The sequence below is a fragment of the Mycobacterium sp. 852014-52450_SCH5900713 genome (genome assembly GCF_001667075.1).
Taxonomy (GTDB): Bacteria; Actinomycetota; Actinomycetes; order Mycobacteriales; family Mycobacteriaceae; genus Mycobacterium.
Map to the genome: position 1 here is coordinate 174,166 of NZ_LZIL01000011.1, position 22,387 is coordinate 196,552.

Genomic DNA, 22,387 nt, shown 5'->3' on the forward strand with positions numbered 1-22,387 from the left:
GCCGGAAAATCAGGCGGGACAGTACGTGTCGGTGCCGGGCAATTTGCCGCTGTTGACGTAGCCGATCAGTGGGGGGACGGCGCAGCTCGAGTAGATGCTGGCGCCGTGTCCGATGCCTTGCCACATCACCCGCTTGCTGGCCGCGTTGGCGTTGATGACGGTGGCCGCCGTCGCCGCGACCCCTTCGGTGCCGACGATCGGGTCGTTCTGCACGCCCAGCAACAGGACGTCGACCTTCAACGATTTCGGCGGTGCCGGCGGCGAGCCGGTGGGCCAGTGCACGCATTTGACCATGTTGAGCGCCGCGACGGTGCCGAACTGGGGGTACAGCTTGGCCCACGCCACGACCAGTTCGCGCACGCGGTCCGGGGTGGGGCGGTTGACGGCGTCGCTGCAGGTGTTGACGAACTGGCCGTCGGAGTCCTCGGTGGCGTCGGCGTGGTTGATCAGGTTGGTCAGCTGATTGGTGTCGCCGGATCGGGCGGACGCCAGAGCGTTGGCCAGGCCGGTGGTGGCGTTGACGCGGCCGCCCGAGGGAAAGCCCAGCGCGACGGTGATGGCGCTCGCCAGCTGGGCCACCGACGCCCCGGCGGGTCCCTTGCCGGCGCGGGCGTCGGCCAGCAACCCGCTGACGGCGCCCTTGGGGTCGGGGCCCAGCGCGCAGTTCACCGCGAGGCACTGGGCGGCGAACGCATCGAGCGCGGCCTGCTGGCCCTTGGCCTGTTGCTCGGCGGCGGCTTCGGCGCTGGCGCCCAACGCAACTGGCGAGTCGAGTATCAGCCGGGCGACCTTGTCGGGGCGCGACGCGGCATAGGCCAGCGCCACCTGCGCGCCGTTGCCGATCCCGACCAGCGCGACCGCCGGCACGTCCCACAGCGACCGCAGTCGCTCGATGTCCGAGGCGGCGTGGGCGTTGTCGTAGGCGGACGCGCCGGGCGCGATGGCGTCGGTGCAGTTGGTGGTGGCGTTGTTCGCGACGTCCGACAGGTTGGCGACGGGGTCGTCCCCGGTCTGGAACTGCGCCTGATCGCGCATGATCTGCCGGTCGGAGGTGTCCCGGCAGTCGATCGGGTTCGACATGCCCATGCCGCGACGGTCGACGGCGACGATCGGGTGGGTCTGCAGCACGTCGGCGCCGCCCCGGGACAGCCAGACCGGCAACTGAGTTGAAGACGGCAGGTCCGAGCCGGTGGTGAAGACCAGCGGGCCCGCGTCGCGCGGCGTCTGGTTCGAGCGGGCGCGGACCACGCCCACGCTCACTGTGCCGGTTCCGCCGCCGTTCGGGTCCAGGTCGGCGTCGTAGTTCGCGCAATCCAGCTGGACCCCGGCCGCGGGCGGCACCGCGGCGTCGCCGAACACCCGCGACGTGCAGTCGTGCCACGGCAGGTCGTTCTTGGGGGCGGCGAGCGGCGGCGGGCCGCTGGGGGGCGGCTTGGCGGTGGCCGCACCCTGGGGTTTGGCGCCGGAATTGGTGGCGAAGCGCGGGTCGGCGGCCAGGCCCGGGACGCAGCCGGCCACCACGGTGGTCGCCGCAATCAAGATCGTGGCGAACGTGATCTGCCGACTCATGTCGACCACAGTAGCTAGCGGCGATCGCAAGCGCGGCGAAGCCGGGCGCAGCCGGGTCGCCGTAAAGCTAGGCCTTGACGTAGCGGGTGTACAGGTAACCGGCGTCGTCGGTCAAAACGTGGGCACAGCGCATCCGGGTGAGCAGCTGGCTGGGGCCCGTCGCGATGCGCCGGGCCAGCCCGCCGACGATGTAGGGCGCGATGGTCAGGCAGAGCTCGTCGAGCATGTCGCGCTGGATCAACGAATCGAGCAGCATCGGTCCGCCCTCGGTCAGGACGCGGCGCATGCCGCGAGCGCCGAGGGTGGCCAGCATGACGTCCTCGTCGACCTCGCCGGGGTCGCTGCCGGAGCAGTCGATCACTTCGCACAGGTCGGCGAGCAGGCGGCGCGCCGGGGCGGCGGCCGCCGCACAGGTGAGGATCAGCGGCGGCACCTCGGTCCTGGTGAACACCGCCATGTCGCGGTCCAGCCGACCCGACTTGGTGACGATCGCCAGCGGCGGTACCTCGCTTTGCCCGCGGGCCTGCCGCTGCTGGCGTTGGGCGACGCTCAGCTGCGCACCGGAATAGCCCTCGACCCGCACGGTCCCCGCGCCGACCAGGATGACGTCGGCGAGCTCACGCAGCAGGTTGAAGACGAATCGGTCGCCGGGACCTCCCATCGTTCCGCTGCTGCCGCCGGAGGTGGCCCCGCCGTCCACGCTGGTGATGAAATTGGCCCGCACCCATGTCCCGTCGTGTTCGGGGTAGCCGTAGAGCCGGGGGAGTTCACCGTCGTCGACTTCGCGTATCGATCCGAGCAGCGACAGCGGCGTCTCGGGAAGGGACATGAGGTCGATTGCAGCACGTCGTTACAGTTCTGGCATGCACGGGTCCCCGTCCACGCGAGTCGCGCACCTGGTGGATCGGCATCCGACCGTCTCACCGGAGCGGTTGATCGCTCAATTGAGGCCGCCCCCAACGTTCGCCGACGTGAGCTTCGCGACGTACCAGCCCGATCCGGCCGAGCCGACGCAGGCCGCCGCCGTCGTGGCATGCCGCGACTTCTGCCGACAGGCCGTGGAACGGCGCGCGGGCCGGCGAAAACTGTTGGGCCGACGGGCGGTTCTGCCCGGTGTCGGGTTGTACCTGGACGGTGGCTTCGGCGTGGGCAAGACCCACCTGCTCGCGTCGGCCTACTACGAGCTGCCCGGCGATGGCCCGGAGTCGTCAAATCCCAAGGCGTTCGGAACCTTTGGGGAGCTGACACAGTTGGCCGGGGTGTTCGGTTTCGCCGAATGCGTCGACCTGCTGGCCCACTACACGGCGGTGTGCATCGACGAGTTCGAGCTCGACGACCCCGGCAACACCACGCTGATATCCCGGCTGCTTTCGTCACTGGTCGAGCGGGGGGTGTCGGTGGCGGCCACCTCCAATACGCTGCCCGAGCAGCTCGGCGAGGGCCGATTCGCCGCCCAGGACTTTCTTCGGGAAATCAACACTCTGGCAAGTATTTTCACCACCGTGCGGATCGAGGGTCCCGACTATCGGCACCGCGGCCTGCCGCCGGCGCCGCAGCCGCTGTCGGACGAAGAGGTGGCCGATCGCGCCGCACGGGTCGACGGCGCGACGCTCGATGATTTCGACGCGCTGTGCGCGCACCTGGCCACCATGCACCCGTCGCGGTATCTGACCCTCATCGAGGGAGTGACCGCCGTGTTTCTGACTGGCGTGCACGGCATCGATGACCAGAACGTCGCGCTGCGGCTGGTGGCGCTGACCGACCGGCTCTATGACGCCGGTATCCCGGTGGTGGCCTCCGGCGCGAAGCTGGACACCATCTTCAGCGAGGAGATGCTGGCCGGCGGGTACCGAAAGAAGTATCTGCGGGCCATGTCTCGGCTCCTGGCGCTGACGGCTGGGGTCAACGAAGCACGCGGGTCATGACGAAGTCGTTCTCGCGTCCGGCGCCGACCTGAAAAGTCCGGGTGCCACTAACCGTGAATCCGCTCTTGGTGTAGAACCGCTGTGCGCGTTGGTTTGCCTGATTGACGCCCAGCCACACGCGCCGCACGTCCCATTCGCGGGCCGTGGCCAGCGCGAGGTCCATCAGCGCGGTGGCGACCCCGGTGCCGTGGTGCTCGGGCGCAACGTAGATCTTGGACAGCTCGGCGGCGTCACCGTCGCGAATCAGCATGGCGTAACCAATGATTCGGTTGTCATCCGCCGCGGTCAGGACGGCGCGTTGCGGATCGGCCAGGTATTCGGCGAACCGGTCGGGTGACAGGTTGGCCTCGACGAACGCTGCGATGTTCGCCGGCGCCATCGAGGCGGGGCAGGCCAACGGGAATGTGCGAGCGGCGATATCGGCAAGCTGCTGAACGTCAACCGAGTTCGTTGTTGCGACGCGTGTCAGAGGTTCCACTGCGCGAGGTGGTAGCCCGTCTTCTTGTCCAGCAGCACCACGGTGGAAACGGGATCACGGTAGGCGTCCCAATACACTTCGCCGCGCACGATCGCGCCGTTCGGCGCGTTGGTGAGCACGTTGTCCAGGGCGTCGGGCGCATCGGTGGCTCGTGGCTTGTAGGCGTCGGCGAACGGGGTCACGCCGTCGAAGCTGAAGTTGGTCGCCATGATGAACGGGTTGGGTACCCGGACCGCGCGGACGACCACGTCGGCCCGCTCAACCGAGCTGCCTGGAAAGCCGCGGAAGGTACCTTCGCGCGTGTAGCCGAATCCGGGGGGTGGGTCACAGGGTGACACGCCGGTGACGGTGACGTCGGCGACGTAGGTGCCGGTGTCCACCCGCAGCGTGTCCCCGATGTGGCCGATCGGTGCGTCACCGGCCCACGCGCGGGGAGCGGGAAGCCCGGCGACGGCGGTGGCGCTCGCCGCGGCGACGAGGAACGCGGACAGGACGACCAGCCAGCGGTGCATCTTCGCCTCCTAGCACCCTTGGAAGGGGACCATCGAATGATCGCACACGCGGTGAGGCGGCCGGGAGGGGTCAGACCACACCCGATCAGCCGTCCGCGTGGTCGGTCTTGCCGCCGGCGAGCGATTCCAGCGCCTTGATCAAATCGGCCTCCACACGGGCCTTGTCGACACCGCATCGGCGCAGCGGTCCCTCGTCGGAGGAGGCTTCCTCCAACTCGAGCAGGGCCAGCAGCAGATGCTCGGTCCCAATGTAGTTGTGGCCCAAACGAAGTGCTTCCCGGAAGGTCAGCTCGAGGGCTTTGCGCGCCGGGCCGCTGAACGGGATGAGGTCGGGAGTCCCGCTGCTGGGCGGGGGCAGCTCGACCGCGGCGCGCAGTGCTTCGGTGTCGACCTTTTGCAGGTGCAGCAACACGGTGGCCAGGGCGGCCGGATCGTCGAGGAGACCGAGGAGCAGGTGCTCGGGGGTGATCTCGTTGTTGGCCGCCTCGTGCGCGGCGTTCTGGGCGGCCACCACGGCGCCGCGCGCCCGCGGGGTGAAGCGGCCGAAGCCCTGTTCGGGGTCCAGAGTGGCCGGCTCGGCGCGCGGCACGAACCGCTTCTGAGCGGCCTGTTTGGTAACGCCCATGCTCTTGCCGATGTCGGTCCACGACGCCCCGGATCGGCGGGCCTGATCGACGAAGTGCCCGATGAGGTGGTCGGCGACCTCGCCCAGGTGCTCGGCGGCCAGCACGGCGTCGGCCAGTTGATCCAGCGCGTCGGCGTGCACCGATTTGATGGCGTCGATCAGCTCGTCGAGGCGGACGGGATAGGCGGTGCGGGTCGGGTCCGGCATGCCGTCAACGATAGGTTGACGACCCTGGAGCTGTCAACCAGTGGTTGACGATTGTTAAAAATTGTTTCGCCAGCGGCGAACCGCCCGCGCGTCTGGGACGATTTCGAATTTATGAAGCTTGTTCTGACGATTTCCAGTGTTGCGGCCGTGATTGGCTTGGCCGTTCCCGCGCACGCCGATGACACCGACGACGCGTTCCTCGCGTCGCTGAATTCGGCCGGCTTCACATATAACGATCCGGCGCAGGTTATCCAGGCCGCCCACTACGTGTGCTCGGCGGCCGGCGGCGGCACGGCGATGGCGGATATCGCGAAGGCGATGACATCGAAGGCGGCAGCACTGACCGAGGAGAAGGCGGAGAAATTCACCGCGATCGCGGCGAGCGCCTACTGTCCGGACGCGATCTCGTCGACCACCACGACGACCGCGGCCGCGAGCTCCTAAGCGACCGATCCGCGCCACGAGATGCGGACCGTCGCCAGCTCTGGAACGATCTGTGAGCCGTGAGGCTACTTCTGACTCTGCTCGGCCTTGCGGCCGCGATCGGCCTGGCCGGCCCCGCGCGCGCCGACAGCAACGACGACGCCTTCCTCGCCACGGTGCACGCGGCCGGCCTGACCTATTCGGATTCCGAACAGGCTATTACCTCCGGCAGGTCGGTGTGCAAGTTGGTGAGCGAAGGCTCGAATCTGGCCGACGTCGTCCGGATGATCCAGATGCTCAATCGGGGGCTTCAGGGGGACGACGCCACCCGGTTCGCCGCTATCGCCGCCAACTCCTATTGCCCCCAAGCGCTCTCGGCGCCCACCGCCGCCTCCTAGGGGTGGGCCCGGTGGGGAAATGTGATGCGCTTTTTACATATCCGCCCGCTAACGGCGGGTGAACGAAACCTGTAATCAACAATTCGCCCATACCATTTCGGCGACGGATCGCGGCCGTAGTCGAAAGGAAGCAGGGGTTTGGACTTCCTTCAGCAGCAGTTGGTCGAACCCCTTAGCAACATCCTCAATACGCACATCTTGATCTATTTGCTGATCGGCGGCGGCATCTATTTCACGGTGCGCACCCGGTTCATTCAGATCCGCTACTTCGGCCGCATGCTTCGCCAGCTCCGGAGAGCGCACCACCACGACGGCGGGATCTCATCCTTCCAGGCGTTCTGCGTGGGTCTCGCCTCGCGCGTGGGTACCGGCAATATCGCCGGTGTCGCGATCGCGCTGACCGTCGGCGGGCCCGGTGCCGTCTTCTGGATGTGGGTGGTGGCAGCGGTCGGCATGGCCACCGCGGTGATCGAGGCCACCCTGGCCCAGATCTTCAAAGTCCGCTCGGACGACGGCGCCTTCCGTGGCGGTCCCGCGTTCTACATCCAACGTGGGCTGCGGTCACGCGCGGGCGGCGTCGTGTTCGCCATGCTGTTGGTGCTCACGTTCTCCACCGCGTTCAACATGGTGGAGACCAACGCGATCAGCGGGGTCTTGCAATCGTCACACGGCATCGGGGTCGGTTGGACGACAGCCATTTTGGCGGTGCTGGCGGCGCCCGTGCTCTTCGGTGGCGTGCGACGGGTCGCCCAGTTCGCCGGGTCGGTCCTTCCGGTGGTGGCGCTGGTGTACACGGTGCTCGCGCTGGGAATCGTGGCGGTCAACATCACCGAACTGCCGACGGTGGTCAAGGAGATCATCGGCGGGGCGTTCGGAATCCGGCAAATGGCAGGCGGTTTCGCGGGGGGTGCGCTCGCCGCGATGTTCACCGGCGTCAAGCGCGGCCTGTTCGCCTGTGAGGCAGGGATGGGCAGCTCACCCAATATCGCCGGAGCCGCGACCGTGGCACATCCGGTGGAACAGGGGCTGATTCAGTCGCTCGCCGTGTTCGTCGACACGATGGTGATCTGCACGGCGACGGCATTCATCGTGCTGCTGTCGGGTCCCGAAACCTACAACCCGGCCCGGCTGGGAGCGATTGCCGGTGCGAGCCTGACGGAGTCGGCGGTTGCCGCCGATCTCGGTTCGTGGACCACGGTGTTGATGACCGCGGTGGTGTTCGTCTTCGCGTTCGCCTCGGTGCTGAGCAATTACGTGGTCGCCGAGGCCAATCTGTTCTACCTGGGTGGCCGGCGCCTGGCGGCCAATCTGTTGAAGGTGGTCACGCTGCTGTCGATCATCTTCGGGGCCCTGGCCAAGCTCACGTTGGTGTGGGCGCTTGCCGACCTGACGATGGCGGTGATGGCCATCGCGAACCTGCTCACCATCTGCCTGCTGGGGAAGTGGGCGTTCGCGGCGCTCACGGATTACCACCGACAGTTCGTGCAAGGCGTCGCGCCGGTTTTCATTGCCAGCCAGGCCGGCCTGCCCGGCGTCCTCGACGGCGACATCTGGGAACCCGCGGAGCGCCGGCAGGTCGGGGCGCTGCCCGAGTCGTTGACGTTGCGCCGCCCCGCGCTGCGCTTCTCCCGCGCGCCCGCGGCATAGCCGGGGGGCCGGGGGAGAGTTCACCCGCCGTTTGCCCGGCGAGGTGCCATTCCCCAACAGGTCTGCGACAATCGCTGCGTTATGCGATTTCTACTGGTGCTGGCGAGCGTCGCCGCAATCGGCCTGGCCGCGCCCGCGTATGCCGACATCGACAACGATCAGGACTTCCTCAAAGACCTGCGAGACGCCGGTCTCACCTACCAGGACGGCGGCAACGCGGTCACCATCGCCAAGTCGGTGTGTGAACTGCTCGACGACGGTCAGTCGTCCGCCGAGATCGTGACGCAACTCCGCAACCAGAATCCGGCTTTCCAGGGTGCCAGCGCGGCCAAGTTCACGTACCTGGCTTCTGCCCACTACTGCCCGAAGTACATAACCGGCGAAGACCGTGGTCCCAAGCCCGAGGGTCAACCCGGCAACTGATTACGCGGAGTTGTTCCGCCGTGGCTGAGCGCGCTCAGGCTGCCCGCGCCGTCCAGGTGAAGTTGTGCATCTCGGGGATCTTCGGCGCCAGGGCGGCGGCAACCAGACGGCCTGTCCGTTCGGCCACTGCCAGCGGAGTCTCGGGGGAGAGGAAGCCCTCCACCTCGACCCGCAAAGTCCGGCCGGTCCACCGGGCCCGGGCGTGCGCGTGCGTGACGCCCGGCACCGTGGCGGCGAGGGCCTCGGCGGTCGTAATGATGTCGGGGTCCACGCCGTCGAGCAGGCGGTGAGCAATGTCGGCGGTCACCTCCCAGCCGACGTGGCAGATGAATCCGGTGACGACGATCCCGGCGACCGCGTCGGCCCAGGCCCAGCCGAGCGCCACCCCGATCAGCCCCAGCATTGCCCCGGCCGACGACAGCGCGTCCAGCCAGGAATGTTTGGCGTCGGCCACCATGGTCGCCGAGCGAATCCGCTTGCCCACCGCCAACTTGTAGCGTGCCACCAGCTGATTGCCCGCGATTCCCACGATGGCCGCGGCGATGCCCCAGCCCACGTATTCGGTGCCGCCGTGCCGGAGCAGCTTGTTGATGCTCTCGTAGGCGGCGACGGCGGCGCTGCCCCAGATGACCAGTGCCACACCGATTCCGGCGAGGTCCTCGGCGCGTTCGTAGCCGTAGGGGTAGCGCTCGGTGGGCAGTTTGCGCGACGCCCGAAAGCCGACGAACACCAGGACGCTGGTGGAGACGTCCGACAGGTTGTGCAACGCGTCGCCGAGCAATGCCACCGAGCCGGACAGCAGCGCGATGGCCAATTCGATGAGCCCGGTCAGCGCCAGGCCGACGGCGCTGACGGCGACAGCCCGGTTGGCCTGCCGGCGCTCGGCCGCATCGTCGGTGACGGTGTCGAGAGGAAAACTTGCCGCGGGGTCACGGACGCCGTTGACGAGGTGCATAGGGCAAGCATGCCCGATCGAGAGCCGGCACCGCATCCCTCGCTGGCGCCCTGGGTCACTTGTCCTGATCGAGGCGGGGGGTTTGTTCCCGCGGTGAGCGATTACGCCTCGGCAGCAGCATGAGCATGACCGGGAACCGCAGCCGCGCGTCACGGTGGGAGATTTCGAGGAACACGGTTTCTATCTCGACGTTTCTTATCGGTTGTCGTTCCATCATCAAACGCGTCCGCAGATAGTGCGGGGTCCTCAGCCACTCCACCAAATTCATGCCCGTGACTGTACTCCTCTGACGAAAGCCGTTGCAGCGCAGAATGGTTGAGTGTGCGTGGCCCCGAGTGGCGTATGTCACCGCGCATTCAGCCGGCCGGTAGGCGTAGGGGTTGGTTCCCATTGACTTCGGCTCGCGTCACCGCCGATTGTCAGGAATTCTCCAGGTCTTTAGCAGGACCGCACGGCTAGAATTCATAGCGTGAACGCGCAGGCCGAAGGCTAGCGACAATCGCCTTGGTGGATCCCCATTCACCGGAATCGCGATGAGGAAGTCGGCAGCGATATTTGTGGCCGTTGGGGCACTAATGCTCAGCGGGGCCACCGCTCACGCTGACAAGCCGTCGCCGGGTCCCACGCCGCCGCCCGGCACGCCCAAATGCCTGACGTTCGATGGCCCCCAGCTGAACTGGCTGCCCTGCGGGTGGACCACCGACGGACGGCGATGGACGCCGCCACCGCCTCCGCCGCCCGCACCGTGACCAGTGGCCCACTAATCGGGGGCCCGGCGATTGGCATCCGCAAATCCGATTATTCAGCTTCCCATAAGCTGGATTTTTCCTGCACTTCCTATTCTTCGTATTCCTCCCGCATTGGAGCCGGCCCTGACGGCCTCGTCGCCGGCGTGAGAAAGGAAGTGGATCCATGCCGCTACCTCGTTGGCGTGCGCGACTGGTCGCCCCCGTCATGGCAATCGCGGCCTTGTTCGCGAGCGCTGCGATTGCCGTCGCGGATCCCGCCGACGACGCCTACCTCGCCCAACTGCGCGCCGCGGGATTTAGTTGGCCGCCGGACCACGACGCCGCGCTGACCGGGATGGGGCGCCTCGTCTGTGACGATCTCGGGTGGGGCTGGACCTACGAGCAGATCGCTCAGAATGTGCATGCCGACTTGGATCCGAGGAACGTGACGCTGGGAGACGTCCAGTCCATGGTGAGCATCGCGCATGCGACCTATTGTCCGCTTCAGCGGTGCTGGGCCGCGCACTGCTGAGGGCTTCCCGGGCCGGGGGGTGGCCCGACTCGTTACGAAGGCGCCGGCTGGCTAAAGCGCGAAATCGCTTGCCTGAGAAGTAGGTTCACGCGGTGCGCCGCCGACGCGTGTTCGCGGAGGGAACCCGCGGAGCTGAGTCAGTCGACCCTGGGCCGTGGTTGGAGACTAGGGGCCTACTGGCCGCTCGTGCGATCGCCCCTTTCGGAGAAGGGCAGGGCGGAATGGCGGCCGTTGGTCGCCGAGATTTAACTCCCTTGAGGTTCGTTCGGGATAACGTCGCCGGTTGCTCGCTGATGAGCGCTAGTTTCCTTAAGGAATTACGCTCGAGTTCTTATTACCATTTCAAACACATAACGTTTGCTGCTGGTGTAGCGTCCCGATCAATTTCATAGGGACGTGGCAGAAAGACCGGGCAATGAAAGCAGCAACCGCGGTCGCGACGGCAGCCGTTTTTGCGTTAGGTCTGCCCGCTGCCGCGCCGGCTCACGCGGAGACGACTGCGACCGTCAAAGCGCAGACCACGAACCGCATGAACGGCCCCAACTTGAAGGCGGGCCAAGAAGGCGTTTACAACGCCGGCCAGGTCCTCACTCTCGTGTGTCACGCCGCGGGCGACCCGGTGAAGGGCTTCTTCAGCTACCAGATTGCCAATGGGGGCTGGGACAGCCTCTGGTACAAGACAACCGACGGCCATTACGTCGCCGATGTCGACGTGGACACGCGCACGCTCGACGCCCTCGGTCCGGACTGCGGCGGGGGCGGGGGAGCGCCCGCTTCCGCTGCCGGCGACGACAAGGCCGCCCATGCTCTGGCGTGGGCTCGCGACCAAATGGCGGCTGACCCCAATAACACGGTCCAATGCGAGGCATTCGTCGAGCAGGCCTACAACCGTGCGTTCAGATATCCGTCGGCGATGGATGCTTTCAACGACTTCAACCGTAAAGGGCAGATCCATACCAACGCCGACAACATTCCGGAAGGGGCGCTCGTTTTTACGAGCAATCCGGGATTCGACCACGGCACCGGGCACGTCATGCTTAGCGAGGGCAACGGTCAGTACCTCACCGCCAACTACTTCACTCCGCCGCACATTCGGGAAATAAGGCCAAGCCCCAACGATTCGCAAAACATCTTTCTCGGCTGGGCGTATGCCCCGTAGGCGCTGAGGCCGAGGCGCACCGGCATTTGGACTCCGCCAGGGACAACACCCGTTCCGGAGACGCCGCGGCCTGTGGTACTCACGACCCCATGAACAATCCTTCGCCGGGCCCTGGCTGGTGGCTGGCCGCCGACGGCAAGTGGTATCCGCAGCAGTGGGAATACACGTGGGATTACCGGGAGGGGGACACCGCCATGGACGAGATGAAGCTGAGGGCCGACGAGCTGGGGCGGCTGGGGTGGGAGATGGTCGGACTCGACGCCGACCACCGCGGAGCCTTCTCTGTCGCATGCTTCTTCAAGCGGCCGATCGCACCGTAAGAACGATGCACTAGGTCGATTTGGGCCCCCACGAGTGAGGCGTTACCGGCACAAGTGGGTAAACAACGCAGTAACGCGCCGGGACGCGTCGGTTGTGCGATCAGGTCACTAGTCGGAAGGCGGCAGCAAATGGTTCGTCAAGAGGGCGGCCGGTGGGACGTCGGCATCAAAGACAACGCGGTTTACCTCCAGCGCGTCTCGGAGGGCGACGAGCAATTATTCGACGACTCGCTGGACTCTGATGAGGCCCGCAAACTTGCGGGGCTCTTGACGAAATTCGCCGACAAGCTCGACGACTCAGACAAGTCCGACGATTCCGACGAGGACAAGGACTCGAAGGACAAGGGCTCGAAGGACAAGGACTCGAAGGACAAGGACTCCAAGGACAAGGACTCCAAGGACAAGGACTCGAAGGACAAGGACTCCAAGGACAAGGACTCCAAGGACAAGGACTCCAAGGACAAGGACTCCAAGGACAAGGAGTCGAAGAAGTCGAAGGAGTCGAAAAACTCCGATGACGACGAAGATGAGGATGAAGACGACGATGAAGACGACGATGATGAGTCCGACGACTCCGACAAGTCCTCGGATTAGGTGCCGCTAGACGCTGCGAGCCCATCCCGACCTGGTGGAGAACTGAGGGATGCGCGCCGGGAAAACCGGAGGTCACCGACAGGTCAGGCCTCCCAATTTCCTTAGCTGGACACGCCTTCCGCGCGGCCGTGGGCGTCCTGCGGACCGTGGGAGGATGGCGGTGATGGCCACGGTATCCGCGGGGTTTCCAGTTTTAATGCCGCTGACAGGTCGAGCATGCCCCTGAAGCGTGTCGACGAATTGGAGCCCGGGGACAAGATCCGGATGAAGATCGGGCATGCCACCGTCGTCGCGACTGAGCCGCTTGACGACGGCCGCACCCTGCTCACCTTTGCCTACGGGACCAAAGCCCCCGCTGACAACGATCTCACGGTGGATGTCCTGAATCCTGACGAGTGGGGTTGGTAAGGCGAGGATCCACGGGGACGCCTAGACAATCGGCCAAAATGCTTGTCGCCGATAACTCTGGGTACGACCATTGGGGAAATGGTCACGGACTCAGAGGAGAAACGATGACCTCGGACCGCTTGAAAATGTTCGTCGGTTTATCCGCGGCGTCGCTCCCGATCGCCCTGTCACTTTCCCCGACAGCCTTCGCCGACAACCCGTCCTGGAACGGCCAGTACGCGATCACGTTCATGGTTGGGCCGAAGGCCGGGACCAGCATGGCGGTCGGCGACCCTGAGGGGCAGCACACCGAGACCTACGGTCTCCGCTCGAGCTGCACGAACGGAAAATGCGTCGCCACAATCATCAGTGGCCCTCCGCCCAGCAACCCGACTGTTCCACAGCCGGTTCAGTTCACGTGGGATGGAACGGCCTGGTCGCAGACCAATGATTTTCAGTGGGACTGCATGATGCCCGACACGACGATCCAATGGAGTCCGGCGCGAGCCACTGTGCGCTACACGCCGCAACCCGACGGGTCGCTTGACGGGGTCATGCACACCGACATCTTGAGCGGGCCGTGCCAGGGCACCATCGACATGGACATGAAGGCCGAGCGCGTGTGAAGTTCAAATTCGCCCAAAAGCATTGACGCACAACGTATTTCAAACGATGAGTCGTGTTTTGCCGGCGATTTCGGCGGGCGCGCTAATGCGGCCGGTTGGCCATGAAGCAGTGCACTCGTTTAACGGCATCGGCCGGCGCGACTCCCATTTCCACTAATCTCGCCTCTACCTGGTTAGAGGGCACTCCACCATCGATATCCGTCGCTATGACATGAATGCTGGGAAACCAATCTTCTGCATTTACCCCCGGCGGCGGGGGCTTCGCATCGCCTCCCACGCATTGAACGTAACCATTGACCCCGGTGTCAGCGTGAGCCGGCGACGCCCCCATCGGCACGGCGATGGTTATGCCGACCGCCGCGGCGACATAGATGAAACGCATGCTGCATTATCGCTGCGTTCGCGCGTTCGCGGAAGACCTGAATTGAGACATCAGGCCGTCTAGCGCCGGTTTATCTGGCGCTTGCCGAACCAGGCTCGGTAGGCGAGGTAGCTCATCAACACGGCGAGGCCCCCGGTACTGATCAGGCCCAGCGTCGTGCCGTGGGTGCAGACATTCAGCACGAAGAGGGTCAAGAACAGCACAGCCATCAGTGTGTAGAGGGCTCGGGCGTAGCCGGAGTTCGCGTTCACGCGCGCATTCTGCCTGTCGTGCGCGTGTCTGGGATCAGCTTGTCAATCATCATCCAGCGTCAGCCGCACCATCAGGGCGAGAAGCTCACTGCCCCTGAGAACGTGGTTCAAGGATGGGACCGCAGACGCACGTGCCAGCCGCGAACGCCGCTCGAGGCGATGAGACGATGAGCGGATGACCACCCAAACCTGCATGGGTTGTGGCCTCAAAACCCGCTACTCGTACGGGCGCACCTGCATGGGTTGCGGCTTACAAACCCGTTACTCGTACGGTCGGCGTCCGGATCATGCGCCGCGCGCGGCAGAGGCGCTCGCGGCGCTGACGAGAATTGTGAACCTGAGCGGCCGGCATCCCACGGCCGCGCTGGCGCTGACGGTGCCGAGCGTGATCCTCGGGTTGGCCGCGGTCGCCGCGTACCCGTTCGTGTTCGTGCCATTGCTGGTTTTGCTCAGCGTGGCTTTGGTGGCCTCAGCCCGCTACGAGGAAGCCCGCAACCACTCGAAGTAGTGGGTTGGCCGCAGGGTGCAAGCGAAGCCCAGGAGACGGCCGAGCGGTGACGCGAGCCCCCGAACCTCTCGGGGGGCGGCTCACCGCACACGTCAAACCCGGCTGCACCTCGATCTACCTGCCGCCACAGCCAGACCCATACCGCGAAGGGGCGCTACGCGGGCTCAGATAAGCCGTCTCAGAGGACTTCCCGGCTCAAGGGCCAGTGCATTGACCCAACCCAAATGTCCTCATCGCAAGCGCCACATGGAGTTTCGCGGCGGCGACAGTCCCATGAACCCGGCCAGGAAAGAAGCCCGCAACGTCGAGAACCGACTTGGTGCATGAGGTCAGCGCTCGGGAGGACGGCGCCACGTAACACTCGTCGTTGCGTCGGCGTATCACCAACAGGGCATAGCGGGCCTGACACCGACGACGCTGGTGTCGAAAGGTGGTCGTTCGCCCTCCCACGTCGGCACGTGATCGACTGGGGCTGACGGCGAACAAATCCTTCGCTGACATCGTGTCTTTGGTATGAAGTTCGCAATGATCGCCGCGCTGGTGTTCGCACCGCTGGCGCCGTCGCCGGGTGACCAGTGTCCGCTGGGCGCACCACCCGCCACAGACGGGCAGGGCAAGCAGATGGTGTGCGTGCATCATCACGAGTTGAACCACACAAACATCTGGGAATACCCACCCGATAACTGAAGAAGTTGTCCGTCCTTGATGATGCACAGCCCATCTGGCTCGTTGTCGCCGGCCACAGAACACACGGCTACTGCTGCCCGAAATGCTGGGCTAATTAGTGACGGCTTCAGTGTGTTTGCGAGGCTTGCACTTTCCGGGTCAGAACCGGAGTGTGATTGGGCGGTGCGACCGGCCGGTGGGGATTTGTGCGTGCCGGCGCAGCACTGACGACGATTTTCCCGCCGGTGCAGGTGACGAGCTTGCCTCCGACGATGACGCCCTGGCCCTCGTCGATCGGGATGTCGTAGCCGTCAGGGTCGGTGTAGTGGCATCCGCTGCTCGAGCCGGTTGACCCGTTGGGCTCGGCGTAGGCGGTGGCAGGGGCCAATGCGGCTATGGCCAGCGCGCCAAACAGCGTGGCGGCGTAGTGGATGCGAGTCGGTTTGCGGGTGGTGTTCTTCATGATGATCTCCTTTAGGTCGTCGCGGCCCGTCCTTTGGGCTGCATTCATAGACCTGGAGCAACCAGGAACACCGAAAAGGGACACTTTCCCTTGTGCGGGGGTGGATGGCATGCCATAACTGGTCGGCAGGGGGCGCCTGCTCACTATTGACGCCGCCCTCAAGCAGCCGTCACTGATCGCGAAGCTCGCCGAGCGGCCAGGGCATAGCCCTAAAATAGATCCTGACCTGCAAAAACTCTGGTGCGCGATACTGGGATTGAACCAGTGACCTCTTCCGTGTCAGGGAAGCGCTCTCCCGCTGAGCTAATCGCGCCGGGGTCAAAAGCTGGAGGTGGAGACGGGAATCGAACCCGTGTGCACGGCTTTGCAGGCCGTTGCCTCACCACTCGGCCACTCCACCGCTGGATTGATGCCACTTGCACCTTCGAGCGGATGACGGGATTCGAACCCGCGACCCTCACCTTGGCAAGGTGATGCGCTACCAACTGCGCTACATCCGCGCGCCCCGGACGAGATCGTCGCCCGGTGCGAAGCACGACGATAGTCGACGTGAGCGGGCACATACAAATTTCTTGGTACGGACCGCGTCTAGGCTATCGCGGCGTACCGATGACGCGCAGGCGGCCGGTACTGTCGAGGCCAGGCTCGTGCTAATCTTCGACGTCGTTCGCCTCTCGGCGCCGGTCCCGTGGCTCAGTGGGAGAGCGTCCGCTTCACACGCGGAAGGTCGCTGGTTCGATCCCAGCCGGGACCACAAGTAAAGACGCAGGCACAGCGGGCGCGAATGGTGCTCAACCCCGCAGCCGCAAAACCTCGCTGAGCGGTCGACGCGGCGTTGGCTTGGGTGGTTCGGCCGCCGCGGGCGCCACACCCACACGGACCAGGACCTGCGGCCGCCTGCCCTCTTCCAGCAGGTCCGCAATCATCTCGCGCGTGACTTTGAGCTCGGTGACGTGAGTGACCGGGCACGTGGCCAGGTTCGCCACCGTGCATTCCAGTAGCACCGCGGAGAGCGCCTCGCCGGACAACAACGCGCCAAGCTGACTGTCGTCGTCGGTGGACAGCATCAGAATCGTCGACTCGTCGGCGGGGATGTCGGTGCGCCGTTCAAGGTTATGCGTCATCGGGAACGTCCGCCCCACGTCGACGCGCTCCCTTTCGGCCGGCGACACCAGCGCACTGTACGGAATGCCCTCAGCGGCCTCGAAAGGCGCTGTCCACCAACGAAGTTCCTCCTGATAGGCGGTGTCATAGAGGCGCACCGATTCGGCCACCCACGACGCCTGTGCCAGCCTGCCGCGCGCGTCGTCGGCCATCACGTCCAGATGGACGGCATCGTTGTCGATGGCACCCCGCAGCGACGGCTCGAACGCCTCCCAGTTCATCGGCGCGATGAACGGCAATCGGTCGGTCCGGCGGGCCCAGATCGCGGAGGCGCGACGCCGTTCTTCGTCGGTGACGTTCTCCGCCGGGGTGAAGTCGACGGACGCCAGATGGTTCGGATCCTTCGGGTCGGGGAATCGCGAGATCCGGGCTTGCCACCCCGCAGCGGCGAGTGCCACTCGAAGGTGATCGAGCGCGGCGCCACAGCTGATCAGCGCCTCCCGGCCGGACCGGTCGGACACCATCGCCCGGCTTGCATCGAGAAAGAGATCCAGCTGACGGCCGCCGGCCACCCACTGCCAGGGTTGGCTGTTGTGCAGTGACGGCGCGCGGCATGCTGACCGCACCGCGTCCTCGAGGAGTTCGGTGTCCGCCATGGCGGCTGGCATTTCGACCTCAATTCTTGTCCTGGCACCGAGCATTCCACTTCTCAAGCCTATTGTCGGCCGAGTTTCGATATGACGATTGCGAACGGTCCAGATGACCGCGGGGACGCCGCCGTAAAGACGCGGTGGCGCCTCGTCTGGATGGTTGGCCACGCGCTCATGGGAGGAGCCGAGCGGCTATTCGCCAGGGCTTACGGGTGCTCCTGGATAACGCACTCCACAATCCGATTGGCCAAGCGCGGGTCGAACCCCATACGCGACACCTTCTGCGCTTCGGCAGCGGGCGATACACCAGAATTGAGGTCCTGCTCAACAACGCCAATGAGCTGCTGGTTTTGGGAGTCGTGTTCCCACAACGGGACTTCCGTAACGCTTCCCACGCAATTTCCGTAACCGCTCAAGTCGGCGCGAGCCGGTGCGGCCAACAGAGTGGCGATGGCTATGCCGACCGCCGCAGCAACGGAAAAGAAACGCACGGTCACCTGGGTACCCGGGTACAACGCAAAATAATCAGCAAACCTTTGCACGGCCGGCCTCTCGCTCGAAGACGTGTTGCCCTCAGCTATGAACGATGCTGGGATTCAAGAGAACTCCGCAAAGGATGGTGGACGATGATCGGCAATCAAGAGGGCGTCGGCACGCTGAAACTCGAGTGTCCGCAAGGCCATCCCGTGGGCAGGATCCTCAAGGACGCCCCGCACCAGGCTGTTCAGTACGATCCCGGCGCCATGGTGGGGGCGCGCCGGTTCTGGCCGGACGAGGATGACCAGCCGCAATTCAAAACGAGCTGCCGATTCTGCGACAAGCCGGTCGGGGATGCCACGGCCACGCTGCAGGTGAAACTGGCCGAAGTGATCGCCGACGCGGCCGCGACCACCGGGACGGCCACGCTGGCGTATCTCTAAGCGGCCGCCGCCGCTACTGTAAGTGCGACAGTAGCGACCGACGTAGAGGAGTCCCGTGGCCCAGGTTCCCCCGAACTCGCATGACGCCCCCCGCCCGCCCGAGGGGGATTGGCTTGGCACGCCATACCTCACCTTCGAGCGTCAGGGGTCGATCGCGGTGTGCACCATCGACCGTCCCGAAGCGCGTAACGCGCTGACGCCCGCGATGTACTTCGGAATCCGTTACGCCGTCGGGCGTCTCAACGAGGATCCCGATCTGGCCGGGCTGCTGATCACCGGGACCGGAGACGTGTTCGCGCCCGGAGGTGACATGGGCGGCGGGGGAGCCACCGACAACTGGATCACCTTCGGCGGCGCGCTGGGCATGGACGTCACCCCGTTCGACACCGTGCGCACGTCGGCCAAGCCGATCGTCTCGGCGGTCAATGGCCTGTGTCAGGGCGGCGGGTTCCAGATCGCGCTGTGCAGCGACCTGTCGGTGGTCAGCGACCGGGCCACCTTCCGCGTGCCCGAGCTGTTCCGCGGGTACGCCGACACCTACTACAGCCAGATGCTCACCCGGGTCATCGGGCCGGTGCGCACCCGCGACCTGATGTTCACCGGACGGGTGCTGACCGCCGTCGAGGCCCTGGACTGGGGCCTGGTCACCCGCGTCGTGCCGCACGAAAGCCTGCTCGACGCTGCCAAAGACCTGCTGGCGCAGTGCTGCCGCACCGCGCCGCGCGCCCGCGGCGTCATCAAGTCGAGCATCGACAGCTACCTGGGCCTCTACGACCGCATCGGCATGACCAGCAGCCTGAGCGACGCCGAGGCGCGGGAAGGCTTCCGCGCCTTCAAGGAGCGCCGCTCGCCCGACTGGGTGCACCCGGACCTGCGCGCCGAGGGGCGGCTATAAGTCGATCCACTCCCCGTGGGCAGCGATCCGCAACCGGTCGCCGATCCCGGCCTGATCGAACGCCGCGGCGAACTCGTCGACGCCCTCGCTGAAGTGCGCCCAGCCGTCGACGTGGGCCGGTATCACCACCCGGGCGCCCAGGACCTCGGCGGCGGCGGCCGCGCGCGCCGCGGTCAGCGTCAGCGGCCGCCCGCGCTCCTTGGTCGGCACGCTGGCCGCCCCGGCGAACAGCACCGCGACGTCGATGGCGCCCACCCGGTCGGCCACGTCCTTGACCGCCGCCATCGAGGCGTTGTCGCCGCTGAGGTACACAGTGGGCAGGCCGGCCCCGGACAGCACGAAGCCGGTCACCTCGCAGTTGATGTGGCCGCCTTCGTCGCGCTGCCCGTCGGCCGGGCCGTGCACCGCCGGAACCGCTTGCACCGCAAGCGATCCGGAGAGCTCATGAGTCTGCCAGGGCGCAACCCCCACCGCCGGCGGTCCCAACCGGCCGGCGCCGCCGGGATGGGTGAGTACCAGCGGCGCGGCCAGGGCCATCCGGCGGCCGTCGTCGTCGAGGTTGTCGGGATGCTGGTCGTGGCTGATCAATACCGCGTCCACCGGGCCGAGCGCCTCGGCGCTCACGGCGGGCCCGGTGAGCTTGGTCAGGTACGCGTGCACCCCTGGCGGGTCGAACGTCGGGTCGATCACGATCCGGTGGCCCGCGATGTCGACGACCGTGGTCGGGCCGCCCAGCACACTGATGGCGCAGGCGCGCCGCTGCGCGTTCACCAAGGCGCTCATATCCCCCGGGTCCGGTCGCGCCAATACGGTTCGCGCAGCTCGGTTTTGAGGATCTTTCCGCTGGCATTGCGGGGCAGCGATTCCACGAAGTCCACGGTTCGCGGGCATTTGTAGCCGGCCAGGTGCTCACGGCAGAATGCGATGACGTCGTCGGGATCGATCTCGCCGGTGGCCACCACGATCGCCTTGACCGATTCCCCCCAGAAGTCGTCGGGCACGCCGATCACCGCGGCGTCGGCGATGGCGGGATGCTCGATGAGCACGCTTTCCACCTCGGGCCCATACACGTTCTCGCCGCCGGTGATGATCATGTCCTTGAGCCGGTCTTCGATGTACACATAGCCGTCGGCGTCCAGGCGGCCGATGTCACCGGTGCGCACCCAGTCGTCGTCGGTGATCGTCTCGGCGGTCGCCTCCGGCCGGTTCAGGTAACCGCTCATGTTCTGGTTGCTCCGCACCCAGATCTCGCCCGGCTCCCCGGCCGGCAGCTCGGCACCCGTCTCCGGATCGACCACGCGAATCTCGGTGCCCAGCACCGCCTTTCCGGCCGCCAGCTGCAGGTGTGGGCGGGCGGAATCGCGATGATCGGCGTCGCTGAGCGCGGTGACCGCGCCGCACAGTTCCGTCTGCCCGTACACCTGCACGAAACGCGTTTCGGGCCAGGTGGACAGCGCCCGATGCAGCAGGGGCAACGGCATGGGCGCGGCCCCGTACACGATGTAGCGCAGGCCCGCGAACATGGCGTGCGCCGCTTCGCCGGCGTCGAGGAACCGGGCGATCACCGGCGGGACGAAGAACGCGTGGGTCGCGCCGGACCGCACCGCGCCCATCAGGGCGGCGGCGTCGGGCTCGCGGGTCATGATCGTCGGCACGCCGGCCCGAATACCGAAGAGCGCGTAGCCGATTCCGCCCACGTGGAAGAGGGGCATGGCGACGAGATTCGCGTCCCCGTCGTCAAACGGGAACGCCGGCGCCAGGTTCGCCGCGTGATTGACCAGCGCGCGCTGGCTCAGCAGCACGCCCTTCGGCCGCCCCGTGGTGCCGGAGCTGTAGATCACCAGCGCGGTCTCGCTCCCGTCGACCTGAGCGTCGCTGTCCGTGGGCGCCGTCGCGTCCAGCAGCGATTCGTACTCGTCGCCCACCACGACGATGCGCTGCACGCCCGGCGCTCGTTGGGCGGCCGCCTCGGCCGCGGCCTGCAGCTCCGCGCCGACGAAAAGCAGCCGCGCGCCGCTGTCCTCGAGCACGTGGACGAGTTCATCGCCGACGATGCGCCAGTTGACGACGGTCGTCACCGCGCCGATCGACGCCGCGGCGAACAGCACCTCGAGGCAGGCGGGGTGGTTCTTGTCCAGAACGGCCACGCACTGCCCGCGCTGCACACCGGCGTCGCGCAGCGCGCCGGCCGCGCGCCGGATCCGCGCGGCCCAGTCCGCCCAGGACCACTGCCCTTCGCCGTAGCGGATCGCGATGGCGTCGGGCTGCTGGCGCGCGTGCCGGTCGACGAATCCGGCGAGCGTCTCCGTCGTGTTCGCCGTGGTGTCGGCTGGTGGCATGAACTCCTCCGAGGTCGATTTGCTCCAGTCTGTGATACGCGGTCGCGGCCGCGCACGCCACGGCGGCCCTCATTCCATCGATCGGATCATCATCGCGCCGTCGTCGACGGCCTGAGGAGTCGCGTTGTTGTTCTGTCGGAAGTCGATGAAGGCCGACCGTTGGTTGGATGTGTTCAGCAGCTCGGTGAAAGTGCCGAGGACGGGAATCGGTCCCTCTGCTGCCGGCACATCGGCGGTGTAATCCACTGAAGCCTGTTGCTGAAAGCTGGCGCTCTGGAGCGGTTGCGTATCGGGTGCGGCCAAGTTCCTCAGATTGCCCAGGCCGGACGCGGATGCGTATTGATTCATGTCGTCCTGCAGGACCGCGCCGACATCCGTACTGCCGGCCTGCTTGACCGCCACTCGTAGTTGCGCGCTGCCGTCGGTATTGCTGAGTGCCACCCAATTCGGACCGCGGTGCCCGAGAACCCACCCGGGTGCCGGAGCGACCGAGACGCCGTCGGCAACAGCGATCGGCTCGGCCGATGCGAGCCGCACAGCAGGCGGTTCGGCGGTGGCGATCAGGACGGTCGCCGCCGTTATTGCGGTGGCCACGGCCATCGCGGCGGCGACCCGCTTGGGATGTATTGGCCCGAGTATCGACGAACGCATGCGCTGGCTCCTGGTCCGGGGGCAAAAAGGGGATTCGCCCGCTGGTTCTA

Annotated in this window: 30 protein-coding genes and 4 tRNA genes; 16 read left to right on the top strand and 18 right to left on the bottom strand. The window is 66.2% G+C overall.

Features of this window, described 5'->3' with window-relative positions:
- Positions 1-9: 9 nt before the first annotated feature.
- Both A5773_RS04640 and A5773_RS04645 read right to left on the bottom strand, forming a co-directional pair.
- Complete coding sequence (locus A5773_RS04640) at positions 10-1,569, bottom strand: alpha/beta hydrolase (RefSeq protein WP_082948097.1); 1,560 nt, start codon at positions 1,567-1,569, stop codon at positions 10-12.
- Between the two features lie 67 nt (positions 1,570-1,636).
- Positions 1,637-2,398 (bottom strand): pyrimidine reductase family protein, encoded by a 762-nt coding sequence (locus A5773_RS04645; protein WP_066950251.1) that lies wholly within the window; start codon positions 2,396-2,398, stop codon positions 1,637-1,639.
- Between A5773_RS04645 and zapE the strand changes: the two genes are divergently transcribed.
- On the top strand, positions 2,397-3,494 hold the full coding sequence (gene zapE / locus A5773_RS04650) for a cell division protein ZapE (protein WP_156744717.1): 1,098 nt from the start codon (positions 2,397-2,399) through the stop codon (positions 3,492-3,494). The two genes, A5773_RS04645 and zapE, sit on opposite strands and share 2 nt — an antisense overlap.
- Here the strand turns inward: zapE and A5773_RS04655 are convergent.
- The 3 genes from A5773_RS04655 to A5773_RS04665 form a co-directional block, all read right to left on the bottom strand.
- Entirely contained in the window at positions 3,472-3,972 is a 501-nt protein-coding gene (locus tag A5773_RS04655) for an N-acetyltransferase (RefSeq protein WP_067789683.1), read from the bottom strand. The two genes, zapE and A5773_RS04655, sit on opposite strands and share 23 nt — an antisense overlap.
- Positions 3,960-4,484: a hypothetical protein gene (locus tag A5773_RS04660; protein WP_066950243.1), complete on the bottom strand. Its 525-nt coding sequence runs from the start codon at positions 4,482-4,484 to the stop codon at positions 3,960-3,962. Before A5773_RS04660 ends, A5773_RS04655 begins: the two co-directional genes overlap by 13 nt.
- 85 nt (positions 4,485-4,569) lie before the next feature.
- The gene (locus A5773_RS04665; RefSeq protein ID WP_067789686.1) at positions 4,570-5,316 is read right to left on the bottom strand and encodes a Clp protease N-terminal domain-containing protein; all 747 of its coding nucleotides are present in this window, start codon (positions 5,314-5,316) and stop codon (positions 4,570-4,572) included.
- A 51-nt stretch (positions 5,317-5,367) separates the two neighbouring features.
- Here A5773_RS04665 and A5773_RS04670 point away from each other — a divergent pair, with 51 nt between their 5' ends.
- The 4 genes from A5773_RS04670 (at position 5,368) to A5773_RS04685 (ending at position 8,207) form a co-directional block, all read left to right on the top strand.
- Positions 5,368-5,760, top strand: coding sequence for a DUF732 domain-containing protein (locus tag A5773_RS04670; protein ID WP_232001794.1), 393 nt, complete (start codon positions 5,368-5,370; stop codon positions 5,758-5,760).
- A gap of 59 nt (positions 5,761-5,819) precedes the next feature.
- Positions 5,820-6,137: a DUF732 domain-containing protein gene (locus A5773_RS04675; protein ID WP_066950234.1), complete on the top strand. Its 318-nt coding sequence runs from the start codon at positions 5,820-5,822 to the stop codon at positions 6,135-6,137.
- A 138-nt stretch (positions 6,138-6,275) separates the two neighbouring features.
- On the top strand, positions 6,276-7,784 hold the full coding sequence (locus A5773_RS04680) for a sodium:alanine symporter family protein (RefSeq protein WP_067789689.1): 1,509 nt from the start codon (positions 6,276-6,278) through the stop codon (positions 7,782-7,784).
- Between the two features lie 81 nt (positions 7,785-7,865).
- Positions 7,866-8,207 carry a DUF732 domain-containing protein gene (locus A5773_RS04685; RefSeq protein WP_066950229.1) on the top strand — a complete coding sequence of 114 codons (342 nt, stop codon included), beginning with the start codon at positions 7,866-7,868 and terminating at the stop codon, positions 8,205-8,207.
- Between the two features lie 34 nt (positions 8,208-8,241).
- Here the strand turns inward: A5773_RS04685 and A5773_RS04690 are convergent, their stop codons facing one another.
- Together A5773_RS04690 and A5773_RS04695 are read right to left on the bottom strand one after the other, a co-directional pair.
- A complete protein-coding gene (locus A5773_RS04690) occupies positions 8,242-9,162 on the bottom strand; it encodes a cation diffusion facilitator family transporter (protein ID WP_066950226.1) in 921 nt (306 codons plus the stop codon).
- Positions 9,163-9,217: 55 nt separating this feature from the next.
- Positions 9,218-9,430: a hypothetical protein gene (locus tag A5773_RS04695; RefSeq protein WP_066950223.1), complete on the bottom strand. Its 213-nt coding sequence runs from the start codon at positions 9,428-9,430 to the stop codon at positions 9,218-9,220.
- A 644-nt stretch (positions 9,431-10,074) separates the two neighbouring features.
- Here A5773_RS04695 and A5773_RS04700 point away from each other — a divergent pair.
- The 6 genes from A5773_RS04700 (at position 10,075) to A5773_RS04725 (ending at position 13,508) form a co-directional block, all read left to right on the top strand.
- Positions 10,075-10,422: a DUF732 domain-containing protein gene (locus tag A5773_RS04700; protein WP_066950220.1), complete on the top strand. Its 348-nt coding sequence runs from the start codon at positions 10,075-10,077 to the stop codon at positions 10,420-10,422.
- A 415-nt stretch (positions 10,423-10,837) separates the two neighbouring features.
- A complete protein-coding gene (locus A5773_RS04705; protein WP_067789692.1) occupies positions 10,838-11,581 on the top strand; it encodes a hypothetical protein in 744 nt (247 codons plus the stop codon).
- Positions 11,582-11,670: 89 nt separating this feature from the next.
- Positions 11,671-11,901 (top strand): hypothetical protein, encoded by a 231-nt coding sequence (locus tag A5773_RS04710; RefSeq protein ID WP_066950214.1) that lies wholly within the window; start codon positions 11,671-11,673, stop codon positions 11,899-11,901.
- 129 nt (positions 11,902-12,030) lie between these two features.
- Positions 12,031-12,495, top strand: coding sequence for a hypothetical protein (locus tag A5773_RS26415; RefSeq protein ID WP_067789695.1), 465 nt, complete (start codon positions 12,031-12,033; stop codon positions 12,493-12,495).
- Between the two features lie 216 nt (positions 12,496-12,711).
- Positions 12,712-12,903 carry a hypothetical protein gene (locus A5773_RS04720; RefSeq protein ID WP_066950207.1) on the top strand — a complete coding sequence of 64 codons (192 nt, stop codon included), beginning with the start codon at positions 12,712-12,714 and terminating at the stop codon, positions 12,901-12,903.
- 104 nt (positions 12,904-13,007) lie between these two features.
- Positions 13,008-13,508 (top strand): hypothetical protein, encoded by a 501-nt coding sequence (locus A5773_RS04725; RefSeq protein WP_082948090.1) that lies wholly within the window; start codon positions 13,008-13,010, stop codon positions 13,506-13,508.
- Between the two features lie 82 nt (positions 13,509-13,590).
- Here A5773_RS04725 and A5773_RS26740 read toward each other — a convergent pair whose 3' ends face one another.
- Positions 13,591-13,890, bottom strand: a complete 300-nt coding sequence (locus tag A5773_RS26740) for a hypothetical protein (protein ID WP_082948091.1) — start codon at positions 13,888-13,890, stop codon at positions 13,591-13,593.
- A 59-nt stretch (positions 13,891-13,949) separates the two neighbouring features.
- Positions 13,950-14,099 (bottom strand): hypothetical protein, encoded by a 150-nt coding sequence (locus tag A5773_RS04730; RefSeq protein ID WP_156744727.1) that lies wholly within the window; start codon positions 14,097-14,099, stop codon positions 13,950-13,952.
- Positions 14,100-14,316: 217 nt separating this feature from the next.
- Here A5773_RS04730 and A5773_RS25910 point away from each other — a divergent pair, with 217 nt between their 5' ends.
- The gene (locus A5773_RS25910; protein WP_156744719.1) at positions 14,317-14,649 is read left to right on the top strand and encodes a hypothetical protein; all 333 of its coding nucleotides are present in this window, start codon (positions 14,317-14,319) and stop codon (positions 14,647-14,649) included.
- Between the two features lie 513 nt (positions 14,650-15,162).
- Entirely contained in the window at positions 15,163-15,336 is a 174-nt protein-coding gene (locus A5773_RS25915) for a hypothetical protein (protein ID WP_156624693.1), read from the top strand.
- Positions 15,337-15,442: 106 nt separating this feature from the next.
- Here A5773_RS25915 and A5773_RS04735 read toward each other — a convergent pair whose 3' ends face one another.
- From A5773_RS04735 to A5773_RS04750, 4 genes are all read right to left on the bottom strand, one after another.
- Entirely contained in the window at positions 15,443-15,778 is a 336-nt protein-coding gene (locus A5773_RS04735) for a hypothetical protein (RefSeq protein ID WP_197507847.1), read from the bottom strand.
- A 238-nt stretch (positions 15,779-16,016) separates the two neighbouring features.
- A tRNA-Val gene (locus A5773_RS04740) sits at positions 16,017-16,091 on the bottom strand.
- Positions 16,092-16,104: 13 nt separating this feature from the next.
- A tRNA-Cys gene (locus A5773_RS04745) sits at positions 16,105-16,178 on the bottom strand.
- A gap of 27 nt (positions 16,179-16,205) precedes the next feature.
- A tRNA-Gly gene (locus A5773_RS04750) sits at positions 16,206-16,278 on the bottom strand.
- Positions 16,279-16,460: 182 nt separating this feature from the next.
- Between A5773_RS04750 and A5773_RS04755 the strand changes: the two genes are divergently transcribed.
- A tRNA-Val gene (locus A5773_RS04755) sits at positions 16,461-16,532 on the top strand.
- Positions 16,533-16,569: 37 nt separating this feature from the next.
- On the opposite strand, the gene A5773_RS04760 is transcribed toward A5773_RS04755, so the two are convergent.
- The gene (locus A5773_RS04760) at positions 16,570-17,550 is read right to left on the bottom strand and encodes an NAD(P)H nitroreductase (RefSeq protein ID WP_067789704.1); all 981 of its coding nucleotides are present in this window, start codon (positions 17,548-17,550) and stop codon (positions 16,570-16,572) included.
- A 188-nt stretch (positions 17,551-17,738) separates the two neighbouring features.
- Entirely contained in the window at positions 17,739-18,029 is a 291-nt protein-coding gene (locus A5773_RS04765) for a hypothetical protein (protein WP_156664305.1), read from the bottom strand.
- Positions 18,030-18,158: 129 nt separating this feature from the next.
- Here A5773_RS04765 and A5773_RS04770 point away from each other — a divergent pair, with 129 nt between their 5' ends.
- Complete coding sequence (locus tag A5773_RS04770) at positions 18,159-18,452, top strand: hypothetical protein (RefSeq protein WP_067789707.1); 294 nt, start codon at positions 18,159-18,161, stop codon at positions 18,450-18,452.
- A 55-nt stretch (positions 18,453-18,507) separates the two neighbouring features.
- Positions 18,508-19,347, top strand: coding sequence for an enoyl-CoA hydratase/isomerase family protein (locus A5773_RS04775; RefSeq protein WP_067262256.1), 840 nt, complete (start codon positions 18,508-18,510; stop codon positions 19,345-19,347).
- On the opposite strand, the gene A5773_RS04780 is transcribed toward A5773_RS04775, so the two are convergent.
- The 3 genes from A5773_RS04780 to A5773_RS04790 all read right to left on the bottom strand — a co-directional run bounded on the left by A5773_RS04780 (position 19,342) and on the right by A5773_RS04790 (position 22,286).
- Entirely contained in the window at positions 19,342-20,118 is a 777-nt protein-coding gene (locus A5773_RS04780; protein WP_067789828.1) for an MBL fold metallo-hydrolase, read from the bottom strand. The two genes, A5773_RS04775 and A5773_RS04780, sit on opposite strands and share 6 nt — an antisense overlap.
- Before the next feature lie 8 nt (positions 20,119-20,126).
- Complete coding sequence (locus tag A5773_RS04785; RefSeq protein ID WP_067789710.1) at positions 20,127-21,686, bottom strand: long-chain-fatty-acid--CoA ligase; 1,560 nt, start codon at positions 21,684-21,686, stop codon at positions 20,127-20,129.
- Between the two features lie 69 nt (positions 21,687-21,755).
- Positions 21,756-22,286 carry a hypothetical protein gene (locus tag A5773_RS04790; protein WP_369817317.1) on the bottom strand — a complete coding sequence of 177 codons (531 nt, stop codon included), beginning with the start codon at positions 22,284-22,286 and terminating at the stop codon, positions 21,756-21,758.
- Positions 22,287-22,387: the final 101 nt, after the last annotated feature.